Origin of the sequence: Microbacterium sp. 2RAF4, from assembly GCF_052115285.1 — a bacterium.
Taxonomy (GTDB): Bacteria; Actinomycetota; Actinomycetes; order Actinomycetales; family Microbacteriaceae; genus Microbacterium; species Microbacterium oxydans.
This window is the reverse complement of sequence record NZ_JBFRGI010000004.1, coordinates 230,370-251,251: the sequence shown is the minus strand read 5'-3', so window position 1 is coordinate 251,251 and position 20,882 is coordinate 230,370. Positions and strand designations below refer to the sequence as shown.

Genomic DNA, 20,882 nt, shown 5'->3' with positions numbered 1-20,882 from the left:
GACTCACCCGTTCGAGTCGTCGACGCCCTCCGCCTCGAACGGTGCGGACTCGTCGACACTCTCCGCCGAGCTGCGCCGACGACGCACCAGCGCCGCGATCGCGCGCCAGCCGACCAGGAACACTCCCAGCACGAGCGTCGCGACGATGATGAACGGCACCTCCGCCGTGTCGCCGCTCAGCACGCGGATGAGCATGCCACCGGCGACCGTCACGATCCAGACCACCGCGCCCCACAGCAACGACCAGGGGCGGCGGGGTCGACCGGGCAACAGGGCCGCGAGGGCATGCCCCACCAGGAGGGCGATCAGGAACGGCCATGCCGTGAGGAGGAACCCGGCGGGGTTCTCGTCATGGGAGGCGCGGCCGATCGCCGCGAAGATCAGCACGAGCACGACGTCGACGACGACAGCGGGAAGGTACCTCATGACACGACCCTACGTGCCCTCGCCCCCACCGGCGCCTGCCCCGCGGCATCCGGCACACATCTGCGCACCAGGAAGATCGCTCCAGGCCGCCCAGGCGACATCACTCGAAGCGCGTGAACACCCCATCACGCAGCACGGGGACGACGTCGACCGCATCGAGCACCGCCGCATCGGCGACCGTGGTGGGTGTCAGCCCTGCTGCTTCGATGCGGGCTGTCGCCGCGACACCGCCCGCGATCTCCCGCCCGGACCCGCTCGCCTGCACCATGTGCCGCACGGCGGCGCGGAGTGCGTGGAACCCCTCGGCGGCGACCGCGGCGTCCGGAGCCGTGTGATCGATGCCCCGAGCCGAGAGAGCGGCGATGATCGCGCCCGCACCGAGCTGGTCCTCCACCGCGAACCGGACGAGCTCGTTCTCGTCGAGCTCGCCGGCCGCGATGACGGCGACGGAGGTGCGCGCCTGCCGGCGCTCCTGGATGGTCTGCACCGCGCGCGCGACGGCGCCGGCGTTGCGGATGCTCCCCACGAGCACCGTCGATTCTCGGGATGCCGCGGCCGCGACCGCCGCGCCGTTGCGCGACCAGGTCTCCGCCTCGGCCACGCCGACCTCGGCGCCGGAAGCGACGGCGTCGACGACCGTGGAGGAGAACCTCAGCACGTCGACGACCACGACGACGTCAGCGCCGGAGAGCCGATCGAGACCGGCTCTCCCCCAGTCGAGGCGGACCTGATACGTGGACTGATCGAACGGCGATGGCACCCGACCAGCCTAGAGGCGTCAGTCGGCTGCGAGAGCCTCGACCGGGGCCACCCTGGTCGCCAGTCGCGTCGGTGTCGCGGCCGCCACCAGCGTGAGCACCGCAGTCGCGACGACGATGATGACCACGGGAACCCACGGGATCTGGGGTGCCACGAGCCCCGCCGGCGTGAAGTCCGGCAATGTCGGCACCGAGCCGAGCAGCGACTGCGCGGCGATCCAGCCGTACACGACGCCGAGCACGAGGCCCGTCAGAGTCGCCGCGACCGTGATGTGGGTGGCTTCGAGCAGCACCATCCGCCGCACCTGGCGATTGGACAGACCGATCGAGCGCAGCAGTCCGAGCTCCCTACGTCGCTGGACCACTCCGATCGTGAGGAGGTTCACGAGGCCGACCGCAGCGATCACCGCAGAGACGGCGACCAGCACCATCATCACTGCCGCGAAAGCGTCCATCGGGGCGAAGAACTCCGGAGGAATTTCCCCCGTCGACTGGCTCATCATCAGCGCCTTGGCCGATTCCAGCGCCACGGCGAACATCGTCACCAGGGTCACACCCATCACCACGCCGATCGCCATCCGCGACGAACGCTCCGGGTAGCGCAGCGCATTCTCCGCGGCGAGGCGAGCGGTGGCGCTCGATCCGAACATCCGGCCGACCAGACGCAGCACGGGCGGCATGAACAGCACGGATCCGAGCGCGAGGCCGGTGAACGAGAGCACACCGCCGGCGAACGCCACCACGACGCCGAGCGGCGTCATGAGCCCCACCAGAACCCCGCCGACCAGGAGCAGCGCGCCGGCGATGAGCAACACCCAGGCGCCGATGTGCCGGCCCGGCTTGCCGGAGACCTCGTCGAGGGTGCGCTCGACCGACCCACCCAGCGACTGCAGCGGGGTCACCGCGAGCACGCGTCGGGAACCGGCCCAGGCCGCTGCCCATGTCGTGAGGGCCACACCGATCGCCGGAAGCGCCACGAAGGGCTGGGCGAGGGAGAACCCGGACGGGGCATTGGGGATCAGCTGTCCGCCGAGCTGCACTCCGACGGCCGCGACCCCAATCCCGGCCAGCAGACCGATCGCCGCTCCGAGGAGTCCGACGACGAGTCCCTGCCTGCCGACCTCGGCCCGCTGGGAGCGCGCGGTCGCACCGATCAGGCGCATGAGTGCGATCTGCCGCGTACGACCGGCGATGATCGTCGAGAAGGTGTTGGCGGTGACGATGGCCGCGACGTACATCGCGACGACGGTGAGCAGGACGGACAGCAGGGCGACGACGAAGGCGAGAGTCTCGCTGTCGCCGATGAATGGATCGTTCTGCAGCACGGCGCCGATGTACGCGGTGATCTCCACGAGGAGCACGCCGAACGCCGCGGAGAGTGCCGCGACCAGGATGCTGGCCCCCATCCCGCGGTCGCGCAACCACGCGAGTCGGGGTCCGGTCGCCCGGGTCTCGGGGACGACCGTGGCGACGGCGCTCATGCGGCGACCTCCGCGGCGAGCATGTAGGCCGAGATCTCCTCAGCGGTCTGACGGGGGTGGTCGGCGACGATGCGTCCGTCGCCGAGGTAGAGCACGCGGTCGGCGTGGCTGGCGGCGATCGCGTCGTGCGTGACCATCGCGATCGACTGCCCGTGCTCGCGGCTCGCGGTGGCGAGCAGGCGCAGCACCTCACGGCCGGTCTTCGAGTCGAGGTTGCCGGTGGGCTCATCGGCGAACACGAGGTCGGGTGCGGTGGCGAGGGCGCGGGCGATGGCGACTCGCTGCTGCTGACCGCCGGACAGCTGGTGCGGGCGGTGGGAGAGCCGCGAGCCCAGGCCGAGCGTCTCGATGAGCCCGTCGATACGCGCCCGTTCGATCGCACTCGGACGACGACCGTCGAGCTCGAACGGGAGCATGATGTTGCCGAGGGTGTCGAGCGTCGGGACGAGGTTGAAGGCCTGGAAGATGAAGCCGACCCGGCGACGCCGCAGGATGGTGAGGTCGATGTCGCCCAGGCGGGTGATCTCGGTGTCGCCGATCCACGCGCGTCCCTCGGTGGGGCTGTCGAGTCCCGCCATGATGTGCATCAGGGTCGACTTGCCGGAACCCGACGGCCCCATGATGGCGGTGAACTGCCCGCGGCGGATGCCCACGCTGACATCGTCCAGTGCGTGGACGGTGCCCTCGCCGGAGCCGTAGGTCTTCTTCAGGTGCTGGACGCGGGCGGCGAGCCCCAGGTCGGTGGTCGTGATCTCCATACCTCCGACGCTATTTCCGCCGCCCGTGGCCGGTCATCGCCCGCGGGGCTCATCGGCGTACATCGCAAGGATGATCCGGTCGCACTCAGTCGTGCGTCAGGCGAGGCCGTGCTCGAAGGCGAACACCACGAGCTGCACCCGGTCGCGCAGCGCCAGCTTGCTGAGGATCCTGCTGATGTGCGTCTTCACCGTCGCCTCGCTCAGGTACTCCCGGCTCGCGATCTCGGCATTCGACAGCCCTCGGGCCGCGAGCGCGAAGATCTCCCTCTCCCGGTCCGTCAGGTCCGCGTACTGCGGCGGTACGGGTTTGGGAGCCTCGGCGAAGTGCTCGAAGAGATCGCGGGTCGCCGAGGCCGCGATCACACTAGACCCGGAGTGCACCGTGCGGATCGCCGCGAGCAGGAACTCGGGGTCGGCGTCCTTGAGGAGGAATCCGCTCGCGCCCTGCCGGATCGCCCTCGCCGCTGCCTCATCCAGGTCGAAAGTGGTGAGCATGACGACGCGCGGGGCATCAGGGCGGGCCAGGATCTCCGCGGTCGCCGTGAGTCCGTCCATCACCGGCATCCGGATGTCCATCATGACCACGTCGGGGCGGGTCGTGCGGACGACGTCGATCGCCTCCTGGCCGTTGCCGGCTTCGCCGACCACCTCGAGGTCGGGCTGTGACGCGATGAGCATCCGGATTCCGGCACGGAAGAGCGCCTGGTCGTCGACGAGCACGACTCTGATCATTCGGAGACTCCGATCGGGAGCGTGGCGTGGACGACGAACTGTGCCCCTCTGCGCTCGGCTTGCAGACTACCGCCGACGAGCTGCGCACGCTCGCGCATGCCGATGAGCCCGTGCCCGCCCGGGACCGAGGTCGCCTCGCTCGCGACCGTGTTCCGCACATCGACGTCGACGCGGTCGGGAAGCCAGGCGATGTGCACATCGACCGCGCCGTCCCCGTGGCGGATCGCGTTCGTGAGCGCCTCCTGCAGGATGCGATACACGGCGAGCTGGATCGCGGCGGGCGGCTCCCCCGGCGGCATCGGATCCACCGTGACGCGCGGCTCGATCCCCGCCTGCCGCACCTGCGCGAACAGCGCCTCGAGGTCGGCGAGCGTCGGCTGCGGACCGTCGCCCTGTCGATGCCGCAACTGCGTGAGCAGCATCCGCACATCGCTCAGAGCTCCGCGCGCGGTCTGGGCGATGGTGCCGAGAGCCTCCGTCGCCACCTCTGGTTGCACCGCCGCCGCGTAGCGGGCACCGTCCGCCTGAGCGATCACCACGGCCAGCGAATGCGCGACCACGTCATGCATGTCGCGCGCGATGCGCACACGTTCCTGCTCCTCGGCGGCGAGGGACTCGGCCTGCAGCTGGGCGGACCTCGTTCGGCGCGCACGCAGCACGACGCGCCACAGCAGGCCGCACACCCAGGCGAAGCCGAGCGCCATGACCGAGAGGACGAGGAGCAGCGTGCCGGCGGTGACCTTCTCCCACCCTGTGCCGGTTCCGAACACCACACCGTTGACGATCACCATGAACACGGCGGCCACGAGACCACCGAAGAGCGCAGAACCGAATCCCCACCAGAGCACGCGGCGCGTGCCCCAGGCGGCGGTGGCGTAGAGCACGAGCAGGATCGCGAAGTCGATCGGCAGCGGCCCGAAACCGGCGCTCATCTGCAGCACCGCCCCGCCCCAGGCGGCGGCGAGCGCCCACCCGGGGGCGAGCCTCCCGATGGCGACGGCGCCGAACATCAGCACACTCGCGGCGCTCAGGAGCACGATCCCGGCACCGCCGACAGCCGGGTTCTCCGCGACGGGTCCGTAGAACACCAGCGATATCGGAGCGAGCACGACGAAGAGCAGCGCTGCCCCGACGATGTCGAGGATCAGCGCGGTGCGGGAGAGCGGGCGGATCACTCCCCCACGCTACGCGAGCGTCTGCGCGTGAGCATCCGTCGAGGGATGTATCCGTGCCGGGTCAGGCGCGTGCGATGATCTCGCCGTGCGGCACCAGGTACCAGCCGTCGCCGTCGTCGGCCCAGCGCTTCCAGGCGTCGCTGATCTCCTGCAGGTCTGCGGGCGTCGCCATGTCGCTGTCGACGAGCTGCCGTGCGAGCGCGGATTCGAGGATGCGGTCCGCCCACATGCCACCCCACCAGGCACGCTCTTCCGGAGACGCGTAGCACCAGGTCGACGCGGTCGCCGAGATGTCGGTGAAGCCCGCAGCGCGTGCCCACGCCAGCAGCCGTCGTCCTGCGTCCGGCTCTCCGCCGTTGGCCCTGGCCGCCGCACGATACAGCGCGAGCCACCGGTCGAGCTCCGGCAGCACGGGAAACCACACGAAGCCCGCGTAGTCGGCATCGCGTGCGGCGACGACGCCGCCAGGAACCGTGACGCGGCGCATCTCGCGCAGAGCCTGCACGGGGTCGCCGACGTGCTGGAGCACCTGGTGCGCGTGCACCACGTCGAAGGAATCGTCGGGAAAGCTCAGCGCGTGCACGTCTTCGACCGAGAAGGACAGGTTCGTGAGGCCGCGATCGGCGGCGAGCCGCTCCGAGAGGGACAGGGCGTTCTCGTCGATCTCCGTGGCCGTCACGTGCGCCACGATGCCGGCGAAGTCCACCGTGATGCTCCCAGGACCGGCGCCCACGTCGAGAAGTCGTGTGCTGGCCTCGAGGTGCGGACGGAGGTACTCGGCGGAGTTCGCGATGTCGCGGACGTTGTGCGAGCGGAGGACGGTTTCGTGGTGTCCATGCGTGTACGAGGCCATGGGGTCAGTCTGGCAGAGCCCCCCGGGACCGGTCGTGGCACGCCTCAGCGCAGCTCGGCGACCATCCGCCGGAGGGACTCGCGGTCGGGCTTGCCCGAGGACAGCACGTCGATCTCGTCGACCACGATCAACCGTGCGGGCCTGGCATGCTTGCCGAGCTCTTCCTCGACCGCGTCCCGGGCGTGCGCGAGCTGCTCGGACTCGCTGCGCCGGAGCACCTCCCCCCGAGCCGCCACGATCACGGACGCCTCACCCCAGCGCTCATCCTCCACGCCGACCACCACGGCCTCGTGGAGACCCGGGATGCGGCGGACGACCCGCTCCACGCGGTCGAGGGAGATGTTGATGCCGCCGGAGACGATCACGTTGTCGGCTCGGCCGTGCACACGCACGGTGCCGTCCTCGACGAGGCCGAGGTCGCCGGTGCGGTACCAGCGGATGCCGTGCTCATCGCGCACGAAGGTGCGCGCGGTCAGTGCCGCGTCCCCCAGGTACCCTTCGGCGAGCATGGGCCCGGCGATGCGCAGCTCTCCGTCCACCGTGCGGACGCCGACCGTGTCGAGCGGTACGCCGTCGTAGACGCATCCCCCGCTGGTCTCGGTCGAACCGTAGGTGCGCACCAGCCGCACCCCGAGGTCGGCTGCTCGTTCGCGCAGCGGCTCGGGAAGGGACTGTCCACCCACCAGGATCGCCCGATACGCCGTCAAGGCCGCACGCACCGACGTCTCGTCCGCGGCGTCGAGCAGCGTCGAGACCTGGGCAGGCACGAGCGAGGTGTACAGGTCGGGCATCTCCGTGCTCGAAGACGGCCGCATCATCTCGTACGTCGCCTCGGCGAAGGCCTGTGGCGAGAATCTGCCCTCGATCCGTGTGGGCCGCGTGCCGGCGAGGATAGAGCGCACGAGCACCTGGAGCCCGGCGACGTAGCCGGCGGGCAGAGCGAGCAGCCAGCGGCCGCTGCCGATCCGTGCCGCCGTCGCCTCTGCGCTCGCCCTCAGCGCTTCCGCGCTCAGGGCGACGCGTTTCGGGACGCCGCTCGATCCCGACGTCGCGATCACCGCCGCGAGTCCGTCCGCGACGTTCTCCGGGGCAGCCGCCACCATCCCCAGGCCGAGAGCGGGGCCGCCGTCGAGCGCACGCTGCAGGGCCTCCCGCAGCAGAACCGGGTCTTCGGCATCTGTGGGGATCAGGGCGGTCATGCGTGTCTCCGACTCTGTGGGACCGGCGGACTCAGTAGTGCCAGGGGAAGGACGACCAGTCGGGATCGCGCTTCTCGAGGAAGGAGTCGCGCCCCTCGACAGCCTCGTCGGTGCCGTAGGCGAGGCGAGTGGCCTCGCCGGCGAAGACCTGCTGGCCGACGAGACCGTCATCGACCGCGTTGAAGGCGAACTTCAGCATCCGGATGGCGGTCGGGGACTTGGTCAGCACGGTGCGCGCCATCTTCAGCGCCTCGCGCTCGAGGTCGGCATGCGGCACGACGCGGTTGACCGCACCGGCCTCGTAGGCGCGCTGCGCGGAGTACTCCTTCGCCAGGAAGAACACCTCTCTGGCGAACTTCTGTCCGGTCTGGCGCGCCATGTACGCAGAGCCGTATCCGGCGTCGAAGCTGCCGACGTCCGCATCCGTCTGCTTGAAACGCGCCTCTTCCGCCGAGGCGATCGTGAGGTCGCACACCACATGCAGGGAGTGACCGCCTCCGGCCGCCCACCCCGGCACCACCGCGATGACGACCTTCGGCATGAAGCGGATGAGCCGCTGCACCTCGAGGATGTGGAGTCGACCGACTGCCGCGCGACTCGCCCCGTCGACGACCGCCGTCTCGGCGTCGGAGTACTTGTATCCATCACGACCGCGGATGCGCTGGTCGCCACCGGAGCAGAACGCCCAGCCGCCGTCCTTCGGGCTCGGTCCGTTTCCCGTGAGCAGCACCGCACCGATGCGCGCGTCCTGCCGGGCGATGTCGAGGGCACGGTAGAGCTCGTCGACCGTGTGCGGACGGAAGGCGTTGCGCACCTCCGGCCGGTTGAAGGCGATGCGGGCGACGCCGCCGTCCCTGGAGACATGCGCGGTGATGTCGGTGTAGTCCTCGGCACCGGGCGAGAGCACCCATTCGGCCGGGTCGAACAGGTCGGAGACGAAGGCATCGGTCACGGCATCCACCCTATTCCTGTTGCTCCGGTGACCTGTTAGCGCGACCGGTCTTGCGCCAGCCGTCGACGATGTCCCACCCGACCCCGATCGCGACTCCGAATCCGAGCAGCACCGCGAGGATGCGGAACACCCCGCCCTCGTCGGCGGACTCGGCCTGGCCTGCGGCGAAGCCCTCGCCACCGACCGCCACGATCTGCGCGAGGAAGTCGGGGTTCACGAGCTGAGCCGTCAGCAGCAGGATCACGACCCAGGCGAGGAAGGCCAGGGCCAGCACCGTATTCGCCACGGCGAGACCGATGCTCCATCGCCGTCGCCGGTGGAGCACGATGGCGAACACGACCTCCGCCGCGATCAGCACGAACAGAACGCTGATCCCCCACGGCCACAGCTGCGGGTTCAGGATCGGCAACGCGTCACCGTCCACCTGGACGAAACCGCGGAAACGGTCCCAGAACAGCGCTCCGACGCTGATGCCGAGGAACACCAGCGAGGCGATCAGCTCGCTGCGGCCCACCCCGTCGTCGGTCGGCTCGGGAAGCTGATCGACATCCCACCTCACCCCGGTGTCGGTACCGGCTCTCTCCAGGATCACGAAGACCAGGGTGGTCCAGAAGCACAGGTGGAGGATCGTGCCGCCGGTCGCGAGGAGCGACGTGGACATGATCTCCCCGATCGGGGCCGCGGAGATCGTCAGGCCCAGCGCGACGGCGGCGAACACGATGGCAGGGACGAACTTGAGCAGCAGGATCAGCAGACGCCACCAGGTGAGGTAGTAGCGGGGCCCGATCAGGTACAGGGGACGATCGGCGTAACCCGCCGCGAGAACGCCGGGATCGCCGAGTTCGGTGAGTACCGCGCGTTCGGCATCCTCCGGTGCTTCCCCCTGTTCCACGCGCGCCTCGACGGCGTCGGCGATGGAGGCTTCGAGCTCGGCACGGACATCCGCCTGCGCTTCCGGCCGCAGACTGCGGATCGTGGCGCTGACGTAACGCTCGGTGAGAGTGGTGGTGGTCATGTCAGTTCTCCTCTGAGGTGAGGGACGCGATCGCCGCCGTGAGCGACCGCCATTCGTCGGTGAGAGCGTCCGCGAGGCGGACGCCGGCTTCCGAGGTGCGGTAGAACTTGCGGGGTCGCGCCTCGTCGGTGTTCCACTCGCTCGTGAGGTACTCCTGCTTCTCGAGACGGCGCAGCAGCGGGTACAGGGTGTTCGCGTCGGTGGCGAAACCGCGCTGCTCGAGCATCTCCAACAGCGCGTAGCCGTATCCCGGCGAGCGCAGCAGCTGCAGGCAGGCGAGCACCACGGTGCCGCGCCGCAGTTCCTGCAGGTGGATGTCGAGCGTTTCGTTCATGCCCGTCACATTACTGTGTGTCACACACTATCGTCAACCGCACACCGAAACGAGACTCACCCCTCCTCGGGGCACGCCCGCACGGCGACTCGGAGCAGAATGGGCACATGATCCCGCCGCTCGCAGACCTGCTCGACTCGGCCAGGGTCGTCGCCCTTCCGATGCACAGCCGCTTCCGCGGCGTCGACACCCGGGAGGCCCTGATCTTCGAGGGGCCGGAGGGCTGGGCGGAGTTCTCGCCGTTCGTGGAGTACGACGACATGGAGGCGGCGACCTGGCTGGCTGCCGCGATCGACTTCGCCTGGAATCGTCAGCCGACAGCGCTGCGTGATCGCATCGGTGTCAACGCCACGGTTCCCGCCATCGAGGCGCCGCTGGTGCCCGAGCTGCTGGCGCGCTTCGCGGACTGCCGCACGGCAAAGGTGAAGGTCGCCGAGCCAGGACAGACGCTCGCCGACGATATCGCTCGCGTCCGGGCTGTGCGGGAGACGTTGGGTCCGGAGGGCCGCATCCGCATCGACGCGAACGGCGCCTGGAACGTCGACGAGGCCGAGCACGCGGTGCACGCCCTCGGCGAGTGCGACCTCGAGTACGTCGAGCAGCCGTGCGCGACGGTTCCCGAGCTGGCGGAACTCCGAAGGCGCGTGAAGTACATGGGCATCCCCGTCGCCGCCGACGAGAGCGTCCGCAAGTCGTCCGACCCCCTCGCGGTCGCCCGCGCCGGAGCCGCCGACCTGCTCGTGATCAAGGCGCAGCCCCTCGGCGGGATCACCCACGCCCTGCAGATCGTCACCGCCGCGGGCCTCCCCGTCGTGGTCTCGAGCGCGTTGGACACAGCCATCGGTCTGTCTCAAGGAGCCGCCCTCGCCGCCGCACTCCCGACGCTCGACTACGACTGCGGCCTCGGAACGGCTTCCCTGTTCCTGGACGACGTGGCAGACCTTCGCCCGGTCGACGGCTCGATCCCCGTGGGCCGCGTGGCGCCGGACGCGGCGGCACTCAGCCGGCTCGCGGCCCCCGACGAGCGTCGCGAATGGTGGCTCGCCCGGCTCGCCCGCTGCTACGGCGAGCTGTCCGTGACCACGCCCTGACCCCTCACGCCACGACGGCGCGGGCTACGACTCGATGAGCAGCTGCACCAGGCGCCCGAGCTCTTCGCCACCGGAGTGCCGGAGCTGCGCATCGTCCTGTCCGGCCATCGCCCCGCGCACGGTCATGCCCTCCCAGATGATCATGAGCATGCGGGCGGCGACCACAGCGGGCAGGCGCAGACGCAGCAGACCGGCCGCGACGATGTCATCGACGATCTGGGCGATGCTCGCGACCATCTCCCGCTCCTGAGCGAGGTACGCCTCGCCGAACTTAGCGTCGCGCAGCGCACGGATACGGATCTCGCTGAGCAGCATGACGCCGAGCCTGTCGTCGCCGCCGAGCTCCATGATCTGCTGCACGAGCTCGATCGGGTCGCAGCCTTCCACCAGGGCGCCGGCGGCCGTCAGCTCCTCCACACGGGTGCGCACGGCGTTCACGCGCACCTCGGAGACGCTGGCGGCGAGCATGAGGAACAGCTCATCCTTGGACTCGAAGTTCGAGTAGAACGCGCCGCGCGTGAATCCGGCGCGCTCGCACACCGCTTCGACCGATGCTCCATCGAGCCCGACCTCTGCGAAGACCTGCGCTGCGGCTTCCAGCAGGCGGGCGCGCGTGTTCTCGCGGCTGCGGGTTGCGGGTGTCGACATCGAAACCTCCTGACCCTTCACTCTCGCATGATTCACACCCCGCACACAGACTGGGCCGGGCGGGTCACCTTACGATACATCTATGTATTGGATACACCTGTGTATCCACCCCGCACCCTTCGGAGGAACACGTGTCCACTCTCCTGTCCTCGCTCGGACGCTGGTCTTTCCGGCACCCGTGGCGGGTCCTCGTGTCCTGGTTGCTGGCGCTCGGCATCGCCGGCGCCGGAGCGCTCGTCCTCGGCGCGGGAACCGACAACACGTTCTCCATCCCGGGCACCGAGTCGCAGGCGGGGCTCGAGCAGCTCTCGCGCTCCTTCCCGCAGGTGAGCGGCACCAATGCGCAGTTCATCGTGGTCGCGGCTGACGGCGACAAGATCACGGATGCCGAGTACCAGGACGACATCGAGGGCGCGGTCGACGAGCTGGACGACCTCGACGGCGTGCTCGCTGCCACCTCGCCGTACGACGAGATGGTCAAGGGCATGATCAACGACGACGACACCGCCGCCATCGTGCGCGTGCAGTTCGACGGCGAGTCCACCGATGTCTCCGACGAGACGAAGGATGCGCTGCGCACGGTGGTCGCCGACCTGGGAGCCGAACTCCCCACCGGCTCCCAGACCTCGCTCGGCGGAGATCTGTTCGCGATCTCCATCCCCGGCGTCACGCTCACCGAAGCCGTCGGACTGCTCATCGCCCTGCTGGTGCTCATCGTGACGTTCCGCTCGTTCGTCGTGGCCGGCCTCCCCCTGCTCACCGCGATCCTCGGTGTCGGCATCTCGATGGCCGGCATCTTCACCGCCACGGCATTCGCCACGGTCTCCTCCACCACTCCGCTGCTCGCCCTCATGCTCGGGCTCGCGGTCGGCATCGACTACGCGCTGTTCATCATGGCGCGACATCAGGACCAGGTGCGCGCCGGCGTCGACCCGGAGGAATCCGCCTCCCGGGCCGTCGGCACGGCCGGATCCGCTGTCGTGTTCGCCGGCGTCACAGTGCTCATCGCCCTGATCGGCCTCGGCTTCGCCGGCATCCCGTTCCTCACGACCATGGGTATCGCCGCCTCCGCCGCCGTGGCCGTCGCCGTCGCCATCGCCGTCACCCTCACACCCGCACTGCTCGGCTTCATGAAGGGCCGGGTCGTCGGGCGCCAGAAGAAGGTCAGGGCGCCGAAGACGAAGAAGGCCGCCGACGGCTCTGCCGACGACTCCGTGCCCTCGAAGCCGGTCGTCCCGGTGAAGGGCAGCGCCCGGTGGGTCGGCGGCGTCATGAAGCACCCCGTGCTGGTGTCGATCGCGGTGGTGCTCGGGCTCGGGATCGTCGCGGTCCCCGCGCTCAGCCTCGACCTCGCTCTGCCGAACGCCGGCGTGCTTCCCAAGGACAACGAGGCGCGGCAGACCTACGACCTCGTCGGCGAGGAGTTCGGTCCCGGCTTCAACGGTCCGATGATCCTCACCGGCACGATCGTCACCTCCACCGATCCGCTGACGCTGATGGAGGACCTCGGCGACGCGGTCGCGAAGGTCCCCGGCGTCAAGGAGGTCGCCCTCGCGACCCCGAACGAGACCGCAGACACCGGGATCGTGCAGATCGTGCCGGAGACCGCGCCCGACGACCCCGCGACCGCCGACCTCGTGCGCGAGCTGCGCAGCCACCACGATGAATGGCTCGACGAGTTCGGCATCGACCTCAAGGTCACCGGCTTCACGGCCGTCGGCATCGACATCTCCGACCAGCTCGGCAACGCGCTGCTGCCGTTCGGCATCTTCGTGATCGGCCTCTCACTCATCCTGCTGACCATCGTGTTCCGATCCCTCTGGGTGCCGATCACCGCCGCCATCGGCTATCTGCTGTCGATCGTGGCCGCTTTCGGTGTGGTCGGAGCCGTGTTCGAGTGGGGCTGGTTCGCCGATCTGCTGCATGTCGCCAAGGTGGGACCCATCATCAGCTTCATGCCGATCATCCTGATGGGTGTGCTTTTCGGTCTCGCCATGGACTACCAGGTGTTCCTCGTCTCCCGCATGCGCGAGGACTTCGTGCACGACAAGGACGCGAAGAGCTCGGACCGCGCCACCCGCAGGGCCGCGGCCCTCCGCGCCGTGCGCAGCGGCTTCACCGGCTCGGCGAAGGTCGTCACCGCGGCCGGACTCATCATGTTCGCGGTGTTCGTGGCCTTCGTCCCCGAGGGCGACTCGTCGCTCAAGCCGATCGCACTCGGTCTCGCCGCCGGCATCGCGTTCGACGCCTTCCTGGTGCGGATGACGCTGATCCCCGCCCTCATGGCCATTCTGGGCGAGCGCGCCTGGGAGCTCCCGCGTTGGCTGGAGAAGATCCTCCCTCGCATCGATGTCGAAGGCGAGGCCGTCGAACGGGAACGTCACCTGGCCGCGTGGCCGGGCGACGGATCGATCGTCGCAGCCGACGACCTGGAGATCAGCGCGGATGCGCCGCTGATCGAGAACCTGTCGATGCGAATCCCGGAGGGCGGCGCCCTCATCGCGACCGATGGCGACCAGCGCAGCCGCCGCGCGCTGGCCCTGACGATCGCGGGACGTCTGACCCCGACGGACGGACGGCTCAGGGTTGCGGGGCACCTCCTCCCCGGCCGTGCCGCGTGGGTGCGCGCGCACGTCGGTTGCGTATTGATCGACGATGCCGATACGGGCCTCGACGATCTCGCAGAAGCTCTGCGCGGAAAGTCATCCATCGTCGTTATCGACGGGATCGACCGACTGAGCGGCGGACAGCGCGACCAGGCGACGGCGATGCTGCGCGACGCCGCCTCCTCCCGCACACTCGCGGTGTTCGCGACCGCATCCGATGCCGACTCGGCACGGACGACCCTCGCCGAGGCCGGATGGCCCGACGCCCAGACACTCGACACGCGCGCCCCACGCCGGAGCGCCGCAGAATCCACCGAGGTGACCGCATGACCCTCCCCATCGAGCGCGCGCGCTCCCGCAAGCCCATCACGTGGCTGACCATCCTCGGCGTGCTGCTGCTGCCGGCGGCGGTCGGCGGCATCCTCGTCGCAGCGCTGCAGAACCCGACCGAGCGGCTGGACTCGATGACCGCGGCGATCGTCAACCTCGACGAGCCCGTGACCATCGACGGGCAGATGACCCCGCTCGGCCGTCAGCTCGCCTCGGGCCTCGTCGAGGGATCGGACGACCTCGATTCGAACCTCACGTGGGTGATCTCGAACAAGGACGACGCCGCCGACGGCCTCGCCGACGGTTCGTACCAGGCCGTCATCACGATCCCCGAGGACTTCTCGTCGGCGGCCACCTCGGCAGGCACGGCGATCTCCGACGGTGGAGGCACGGCCGAGAAGGCCACCATCGAGGTGACGACGCCGAAGGACGGACTCGTCGCCGACGACCTCATCACGGGGCAGATCGCCGACGTCGCCGCCTCGACCATGGGCACGATGCTCTCCGAGGCGACGACCGAGAACATCCTGGTCGGCTTCACCACGATCGGCGATCAGATCGGCGAGGCGGCAGACGGTGCCGTGAAACTCGCCAACGGGGCACGCGACGCCGCCGACGGCGCCGCGGCGATTCCTGACGGTGCCACGAAACTCGCCTCCGGCGCGGGTGAGCTCGGCACGGGTGCGTCCTCCCTCGCCTCGGGCCTCGACACGATCGCGGGCAAGACCCGTGAAGCTGCGGCTGGTGCGGGACAGATCGGGTCCGGACTGACGGCTGGTGGTGCGGAGCTGCAGCAGAACGTCGGTGGGATTCAAAAGCTGGTCGGGGCCGTCCAAGGCGCTTCCGCATCGGCGCAATCGGCAGCGACCGGCTCGGTAGCGCTCGCGCAGCGTCTTGGCGGCCTGGCCCAGCAGGCATGCACGCCTCCGGTCACCGACCAAGCGCAGTGCGAGCTGTACTCGTCGCTCGCAACCGACGCCGGAGCTGTCGCGAAGGACGCCGGCACGGCATCGGGCATCCTCACCAACGACGAGGTCGCCGGTGGTGTCGCAGCCCTTCCCGGCACGTTCAGCACTCTGGCGTCCAGCATGGCTCAGGCCGGCGCGGGCGCCACACAGCTGTCGTCCGGCCTCACCCAGCTCGCCGACCAGGGCATCGGGGCATCCGCCTCTGGCGCTCGCAGCCTCGCCTCCGGTGCGACCCAGCTCTCCGGCGGCGCGACCGCTCTCGCCGACGGCGCGACCGAGCTCACGACCGGGCTCGACACACTGGCGACCGGCACGGGCGACCTCGCGGGCGGGCTGCGCACGGCGTCCGACTCGCTCCCCTCGTTCAGCGACACCGAGTCGAAGTCGCTCGCCTCGGTGATCGCCGACCCGGTGTCGTCGAACTCGTCGGTGGACACGATCTTCGGCCCGACCGCGATCCCGCTGCTCGCCGCGGTCGTGCTCTGGTTCGGCGGACTCGCGACGTTCGTCGTGATGCGCGCCCACACTGCTCGCACGCTCACCTCTCGACGGTCTTCGGCAGGTCTGACGCTGCGCGCGTTCGCTCCCGCGGCGCTGATCGGTGCCGGTCAGGGCCTGCTCGTGTCGTTGATCGTGCAGATCGTCGCGAGCTACGACGCGGGCACCTGGTGGGCCTTCGCGGGCACCGCCGTGCTCGCCGGAGTGGTGTTCGCCGCCGTCAACCAGGCTCTCGTCGCGGTGTTCGGCGGTGTGGGTCGCTGGATCTCGGCCCTGGTGGGAGTGCTCGCCGTCGCGACGGGCCTGATCTCGACAGTGCCGGACTGGCTCGCCGGCATCGGTGCGGCACTTCCGACGGCCCCGGCTTTCGCAGGACTCATCACGGCCAGTGGTTCGGCCATCGCCGCTCTGGTCGTCTGGGGCGTGCTGTCACTGGTGGCCACCACGCTCGCCGTGACACTGCGACGCACCACCTCGGCCAAGGCGGTCCTCGCCACCACCTGACCCCCTCCCCTGCCCCTGCCCTGCCCCTCCCTTCCCCTGCCCCTCCCTTCCCTTCCCCTGCCCTGCCAAAACGGAGACCATCCGCTCCCGACTCGGCGCGTCGACATGTGACGCGCCGAGCCGCGCGTGTGACGGTCTCCGTTTTCGCATGCAGTGACCGGGACTTAGGCTCCTGACATGCGTCGACCGTTCATGGACACCCCCGGCCAGCTCGAGAGCTTGGAGGGACAGCAGTACCTCGTGCTCCGGCCCACCACCACGGTCGCCGAGACCTACCGGGACGTGCAGGACACCGCACTTGCACGCCTCGGCACATCGATACGGCGACCACACACCGGGCACGTCACTCTCCGAGGGTTCTACGAGCCCGAGCGGCGCGAGGAGCTCGCCACGCTGGTCGGGTCGTGGGCGGCGCAGCAGACGCCGATCGAGATCAGCGCCGAGGCGGTGGACGAGTTCCCCACTCCGTGGCAGATCCTGATCGTGCGCCTCGCCCGCACCGCATCACTCGTCTCGGCATACTCGTCTCTGACCACCGCGCTGGATGCCACGGACTTCCGGCGCCTGGGCGAGCTGCCGCTGGAGGAGTGGACGTTCCACCTCTCTGTGCTCTACGGCAAGACTGTCGACCCGGAGGTCTGGACGAGCTTCGCGCAGGCCGAGTCGCGTGCTCTCGAGCCCACGCCCGTCGAGACCATCACCGAAGCCGAGCTGGTCTGGTACGAGGACGGCATCGAGCACGCCGAGGTCCTATCACTGGGTGGCTGACCCCACTCCCCCTCCGGCTGAAACAGAGACCTCCCACACTCTGCCCCGCGTGTCGTGTGTGGACGCGCCGGGCCTGATGCGGGAGGTCTCTGTTTTCGCAGCTGATTTTTTCGCAGCCGAGCGCGGGGCTCAGCTCAGGCCGGAGTAGGCGTGCAGGCCCTTGAAGAAGACATTCACGATCGTGAAGTTGAAGATCACGGCCGAGAATCCGACGATCGCGAGCCACGCCGAGGGGTTGCCCCGCCAACCGCGGGTCGCCCGCGCGTGGATGTAGCCGGCGTAGATGACCCAGATCACGAAGGTCCAGGTCTCCTTCACGTCGAAGCCCCAGAAGCGGCTCCAGGCGTAGTACGCCCAGATGGAGCCCGCGATGAGGGTGAAGGTCCAGAGGATGAACCCGATGATCGTGAACATGTACGCCAGGCTCTCCAGGCGCACCGCGTTCGGGAAAGTGCGGAGGAATCCCGGGCCGGTCTTGGTCGCTCCCTCGCCCAGCAGACGCTCACGGCGCGACTGCATGAGCTGGATCACCGAGAGGGCGAACGCGAGCGCGAAGAACGCCGTCGCGAGCGAGGCCACGAACACATGGATGACGAGCCAGACGCTCTTGAGCGGGTCCATCAGCGGCGAGACGTCGACATAGAAGTTGGTCGCGCCGAGGCCGAGCAGCACCACCACCAGGCCCGTGATGAACGTGCCGAGGAACCGCAGGTCGATACGCGTGAGCACGACGAGGTACACGGCGATGATGAGCAGCGTGCCCATCATCGCGAACTCGTACAGGTTCGCCCAGGGCACACGACCGGCGGCGATGCCGCGCGTGACAGCCGACGCGAGGTGGAACAGGAAGCCGAGCACCGTGAGCGAGGTGCCGATCCTGGCCATCACGAATCGCTGCGGGGCGGAGCCCGCGTCAGGGGTGCCCGACGCTGCGGGGATGCTCGCTCCACCGGCACCCACCAGCACCGACTCGCGCACGTTCTGTGCGTCGGCCGTCGCCTGCGAACGCCGCGCGAGATCGAAGGCGTAGGCCACGAAGGCCGCCGCGTAGATCGCGATCGCCGTCCAGAGCAGGACCGGCGAGATCACGTTGAGCTCGAGCATGGTGTCAGTCTACTTTCCGGGTGTCGGTTGCCGGGGCTTCCGCCTCGGCGGACTCGGTCACGGTGTCATCAGCCGCCGTGTGACCTGCCGCAGTGTCGTCGGTAAGGTTCTCGTCGTTCGCGGGGCGCACCGTGGTGCCGCCGGCCGCGTCGAGCAGTCGCGCGTGGCCGGCGACGAGGTCGTCCACCGCTGCCGCGAGCGTGGGATCTTCGCCACGGGCGAGCGCCGCGTACTCGAGGGCGACCTCGCCGTCGCGTGCCGTGGCCTTGACCCACACACGTCGCCGCGGGACGAACAGCGCGATCATGAGACCGCCGAGGGCCAGCAGTGCGAAGCCGAGCACCCACACACCCGACTCGTCACGGTGGATCTGCAGCGAGGCGAAGCGCTTCACGGACTGGGAGGCATCCGTGGCGCCGGCCGGAGACTCGTCCTCGAAGGTCACCGAGCCGAGGCCGTTCGGCAGCTGCGCGGTCTGCCCGGGGGCGAGCTCGATCGACTTGACGTCGGTGGTGCGACCCGTGAGCTTGGTCATGCCGGTGGTGTCGAGCACGTAGACGGAGCGCGGCACACCTTCGTTGATGCCGAGGTCACCCGTGTACACGTCGAGCGTGAGCGTCGGGTTGGTGAGGTCGCCGTACGCGGAGAAGAAGGCCCCGCTCTCGAGCACACCCGTGGTCGGGTAGAAGAACCCGACGAGGCCGACCTGCTCGGCCAACCCGTCCGGCACCTTGAGCACACCGAGCGAGGTCATGTTGTTGTCCTGCGGCAGGAACGGGGTGCTGTTGGTGAACACGACGTTGCCCTCGGGATCGCGCACGGTCACCGTCGGCGCGTAGCCGTTGCCGAGCAGGAACACGTCGTCGTCGGCGGCTCCGAGGGGCTCGTTGACCTTGACGGAGCCGGTACGCTCCTCGCCGTTCTCCTGCACGGTGACGTTGGCGGAGAAGTCGCCGGCCTGCCCGGAGCCCGGTTCGCCGAACGGCTGGTAGGTCACGTCGAAGGAGTCGAGGCGCATCGAATACGGCGAGAACGCGTCGTCGCCCACGAACCGTCCGCGGTTCATCGAGTCGTAGTCGAGGAGCGTGTTGGCGAAGGTCTCTCCCTCGACCAGCACGCGCTGCCCGGTGTAGGAGAACCCTCCGCCGATGCCGACTGTGACCAGCACGCCGACGAGCGCGAGGTGGAAGAGCAGGTTGCCGGTCTCGCGCCAGTAGCCGCGCTCTGCGGAGACCGAGAACGTGCGTCCGCGGTCGTAGCGCTCCACCCGGTAGCCGAGGGCCTTCAGCTGCTTGGTCGCGACGTCGATGGACGCGGCCGCCTCCGCTTCCGCATCACCCGTCTTGGTTCCGGAGTCCACAGCGGGATCGCGCGTGACGGCGCGGTAGTCCTCGAGGCGCTGCAGTCGGGCGGGGGTGCGCGGCGGACGGGCACGCAGCGCCTTGGCGTGGTGCTTGATACGCGGGATCACGCAGCCGACGAGCGAGGCGAACAGGAGCAGGTAGATCGCGGAGAACCACGGCGACAGGTAGACGTCGAAGAGCTTGAGACCGTCGAGGATCGGGAACAGGTCGGGGTTGTCGCGCTCCCACTGCGTCACGCCGTTGGGGTCGGCCATCCGCTGCGGGAAGATCGAGCCGGGGATGGCGGCGATCGCCAGGACCAGCAGCAGGATCAGCGCGGTGCGCATCGAGGTCAGCTGACGCCAGCCCCAGCGCAGCCAGCCGACCAGCCCGAGGCGCGGCTGGGTGATCGAGTCGTCTCCGTCGACGTGGTCGGACGGGCGGAGCGGATCGCTGGAGTCGCTGTTCGCGGCACCCTTGTTCTTGGTCATGGCCTTCTCAGTGCGGGGGTTCTTCTCGGGACGGTGGATTTCAAGGAGCGATCAGAGCGGAAGGATGACACTGCCCATCACCGCCGTCAGGCGCGACATGATGTCGGTCCAGAGCCCGGTCACCATCAGAACGCCGAGCGCGATGAGCAGGATCCCACCGATGACGTTGACGATGCGGATATGCCGGCGCAGGAATCCGATAGCTTTCGTGGCCCATCCGAAGCCGAGAGCGACGAGCAGGAACGGGATACCGAGGCCGAGCGAGTAGGCGAGCCCGAGGGAACCCGCCCGTACGGGATCACCGGCGTTGAACGACAGCGCGAAGATCGCCGTGAGCGTGGGCCCCAAGCAAGGCGCCCAGCCGATGCCGAGCGCGATGCCCAGCAGCGGAGCGCCGATGATGCCGGCTTTCGAATCTACATGGAAGCGGAGCTCACGCTGCGCGAAACCGAACAGGCCGAGGAAGACCAGCCCCATCACGATGATGACGACGCCCAGGATTCGGGTAATCAGCTCACCCCACTGCAGGAGGAAGACGCTGGCCACGCCGCCCAAGGCAGTGATGGAAACGAACACCAGACTGAATCCGAGGATGAACAGCAGCACTCCCCCGACGAGTCGCCCCCGCGTCGCGGTTTCTGCCGTCTGCGTCGTCGTCCCGCCTTCCGCGCCGGCAGCAGGGGTCGACCGAGGTGCGACGGCACCGCCGAGGAAGCCGAGGTAGCCGGGGACGAGCGGGAGCACGCACGGGGAGAGGAACGAGACGAGTCCCGCGAGCATCGCGACCGGGATCGCGATCCAGAGTGCCCCGGAACCGATGATCGCTTCGGGGTTCACAACGCTCCCGA

19 protein-coding genes are annotated in these 20,882 nt (G+C 69.3%); 4 read left to right on the top strand and 15 right to left on the bottom strand.

The window, feature by feature from the left end; all coding sequences use genetic code 11:
* Positions 1–3: 3 nt before the first annotated feature.
* The 11 genes from AB4070_RS16815 to AB4070_RS16765 form a co-directional block, all read right to left on the bottom strand.
* Positions 4–426, bottom strand: a complete 423-nt coding sequence (locus AB4070_RS16815) for a DUF3054 domain-containing protein (protein ID WP_441981103.1) — start codon at positions 424–426, stop codon at positions 4–6.
* Between the two features lie 100 nt (positions 427–526).
* Entirely contained in the window at positions 527–1,186 is a 660-nt protein-coding gene (locus AB4070_RS16810) for a 2-phosphosulfolactate phosphatase (RefSeq protein WP_441981102.1), read from the bottom strand.
* Between the two features lie 18 nt (positions 1,187–1,204).
* The gene (locus tag AB4070_RS16805; RefSeq protein ID WP_441981101.1) at positions 1,205–2,665 is read right to left on the bottom strand and encodes an FtsX-like permease family protein; all 1,461 of its coding nucleotides are present in this window, start codon (positions 2,663–2,665) and stop codon (positions 1,205–1,207) included.
* Positions 2,662–3,423 (bottom strand): ABC transporter ATP-binding protein, encoded by a 762-nt coding sequence (locus tag AB4070_RS16800; RefSeq protein ID WP_441981100.1) that lies wholly within the window; start codon positions 3,421–3,423, stop codon positions 2,662–2,664. Before AB4070_RS16800 ends, AB4070_RS16805 begins: the two co-directional genes overlap by 4 nt.
* 96 nt (positions 3,424–3,519) lie before the next feature.
* On the bottom strand, positions 3,520–4,155 hold the full coding sequence (locus AB4070_RS16795) for a response regulator (protein WP_061017172.1): 636 nt from the start codon (positions 4,153–4,155) through the stop codon (positions 3,520–3,522).
* Positions 4,152–5,330 carry a sensor histidine kinase gene (locus AB4070_RS16790; protein WP_441981099.1) on the bottom strand — a complete coding sequence of 393 codons (1,179 nt, stop codon included), beginning with the start codon at positions 5,328–5,330 and terminating at the stop codon, positions 4,152–4,154. Before AB4070_RS16790 ends, AB4070_RS16795 begins: the two co-directional genes overlap by 4 nt.
* Positions 5,331–5,391: 61 nt before the next feature.
* The gene (locus AB4070_RS16785) at positions 5,392–6,183 is read right to left on the bottom strand and encodes a class I SAM-dependent methyltransferase (RefSeq protein WP_441981098.1); all 792 of its coding nucleotides are present in this window, start codon (positions 6,181–6,183) and stop codon (positions 5,392–5,394) included.
* A gap of 44 nt (positions 6,184–6,227) precedes the next feature.
* Positions 6,228–7,382 (bottom strand): AMP-binding protein, encoded by a 1,155-nt coding sequence (locus AB4070_RS16780; RefSeq protein WP_441981097.1) that lies wholly within the window; start codon positions 7,380–7,382, stop codon positions 6,228–6,230.
* A gap of 31 nt (positions 7,383–7,413) precedes the next feature.
* Complete coding sequence (locus AB4070_RS16775) at positions 7,414–8,334, bottom strand: 1,4-dihydroxy-2-naphthoyl-CoA synthase (RefSeq protein WP_441981096.1); 921 nt, start codon at positions 8,332–8,334, stop codon at positions 7,414–7,416.
* A 10-nt stretch (positions 8,335–8,344) separates the two neighbouring features.
* Positions 8,345–9,349, bottom strand: coding sequence for a permease prefix domain 1-containing protein (locus AB4070_RS16770; RefSeq protein ID WP_441981095.1), 1,005 nt, complete (start codon positions 9,347–9,349; stop codon positions 8,345–8,347).
* A gap of 1 nt (position 9,350) precedes the next feature.
* Positions 9,351–9,683, bottom strand: a complete 333-nt coding sequence (locus AB4070_RS16765; protein WP_046747325.1) for a PadR family transcriptional regulator — start codon at positions 9,681–9,683, stop codon at positions 9,351–9,353.
* 107 nt (positions 9,684–9,790) lie between these two features.
* On the opposite strand from AB4070_RS16765, the gene AB4070_RS16760 reads away from it, so the two are divergent.
* Positions 9,791–10,774, top strand: coding sequence for an o-succinylbenzoate synthase (locus tag AB4070_RS16760; protein WP_441981094.1), 984 nt, complete (start codon positions 9,791–9,793; stop codon positions 10,772–10,774).
* 24 nt (positions 10,775–10,798) lie between these two features.
* Here AB4070_RS16760 and AB4070_RS16755 read toward each other — a convergent pair whose 3' ends face one another.
* Complete coding sequence (locus AB4070_RS16755; RefSeq protein ID WP_046747323.1) at positions 10,799–11,422, bottom strand: TetR/AcrR family transcriptional regulator; 624 nt, start codon at positions 11,420–11,422, stop codon at positions 10,799–10,801.
* Between the two features lie 131 nt (positions 11,423–11,553).
* On the opposite strand from AB4070_RS16755, the gene AB4070_RS16750 reads away from it, so the two are divergent.
* The 3 genes from AB4070_RS16750 to AB4070_RS16740 all read left to right on the top strand — a co-directional run bounded on the left by AB4070_RS16750 (position 11,554) and on the right by AB4070_RS16740 (position 17,096).
* A complete protein-coding gene (locus AB4070_RS16750) occupies positions 11,554–14,358 on the top strand; it encodes an efflux RND transporter permease subunit (RefSeq protein ID WP_441981093.1) in 2,805 nt (934 codons plus the stop codon).
* Complete coding sequence (locus tag AB4070_RS16745; RefSeq protein WP_441981092.1) at positions 14,355–16,328, top strand: YhgE/Pip domain-containing protein; 1,974 nt, start codon at positions 14,355–14,357, stop codon at positions 16,326–16,328. The genes AB4070_RS16750 and AB4070_RS16745 overlap by 4 nt, the downstream gene beginning before the upstream one ends.
* Positions 16,329–16,505: 177 nt before the next feature.
* The gene (locus tag AB4070_RS16740; RefSeq protein WP_441981091.1) at positions 16,506–17,096 is read left to right on the top strand and encodes a 2'-5' RNA ligase family protein; all 591 of its coding nucleotides are present in this window, start codon (positions 16,506–16,508) and stop codon (positions 17,094–17,096) included.
* Positions 17,097–17,225: 129 nt separating this feature from the next.
* Here the strand turns inward: AB4070_RS16740 and ccsB are convergent, their stop codons facing one another.
* From ccsB to AB4070_RS16725, 3 genes are read right to left on the bottom strand one after another with little or no spacing between them, the layout of a single operon-like run.
* Positions 17,226–18,200 (bottom strand): c-type cytochrome biogenesis protein CcsB, encoded by a 975-nt coding sequence (ccsB, locus tag AB4070_RS16735; protein ID WP_441981090.1) that lies wholly within the window; start codon positions 18,198–18,200, stop codon positions 17,226–17,228.
* A 4-nt stretch (positions 18,201–18,204) separates the two neighbouring features.
* Positions 18,205–20,034: a cytochrome c biogenesis protein ResB gene (gene resB / locus AB4070_RS16730; RefSeq protein ID WP_441981089.1), complete on the bottom strand. Its 1,830-nt coding sequence runs from the start codon at positions 20,032–20,034 to the stop codon at positions 18,205–18,207.
* Between the two features lie 51 nt (positions 20,035–20,085).
* On the bottom strand, positions 20,086–20,871 hold the full coding sequence (locus AB4070_RS16725) for a cytochrome c biogenesis CcdA family protein (RefSeq protein ID WP_441981088.1): 786 nt from the start codon (positions 20,869–20,871) through the stop codon (positions 20,086–20,088).
* Positions 20,872–20,882 lie beyond the last annotated feature (11 nt).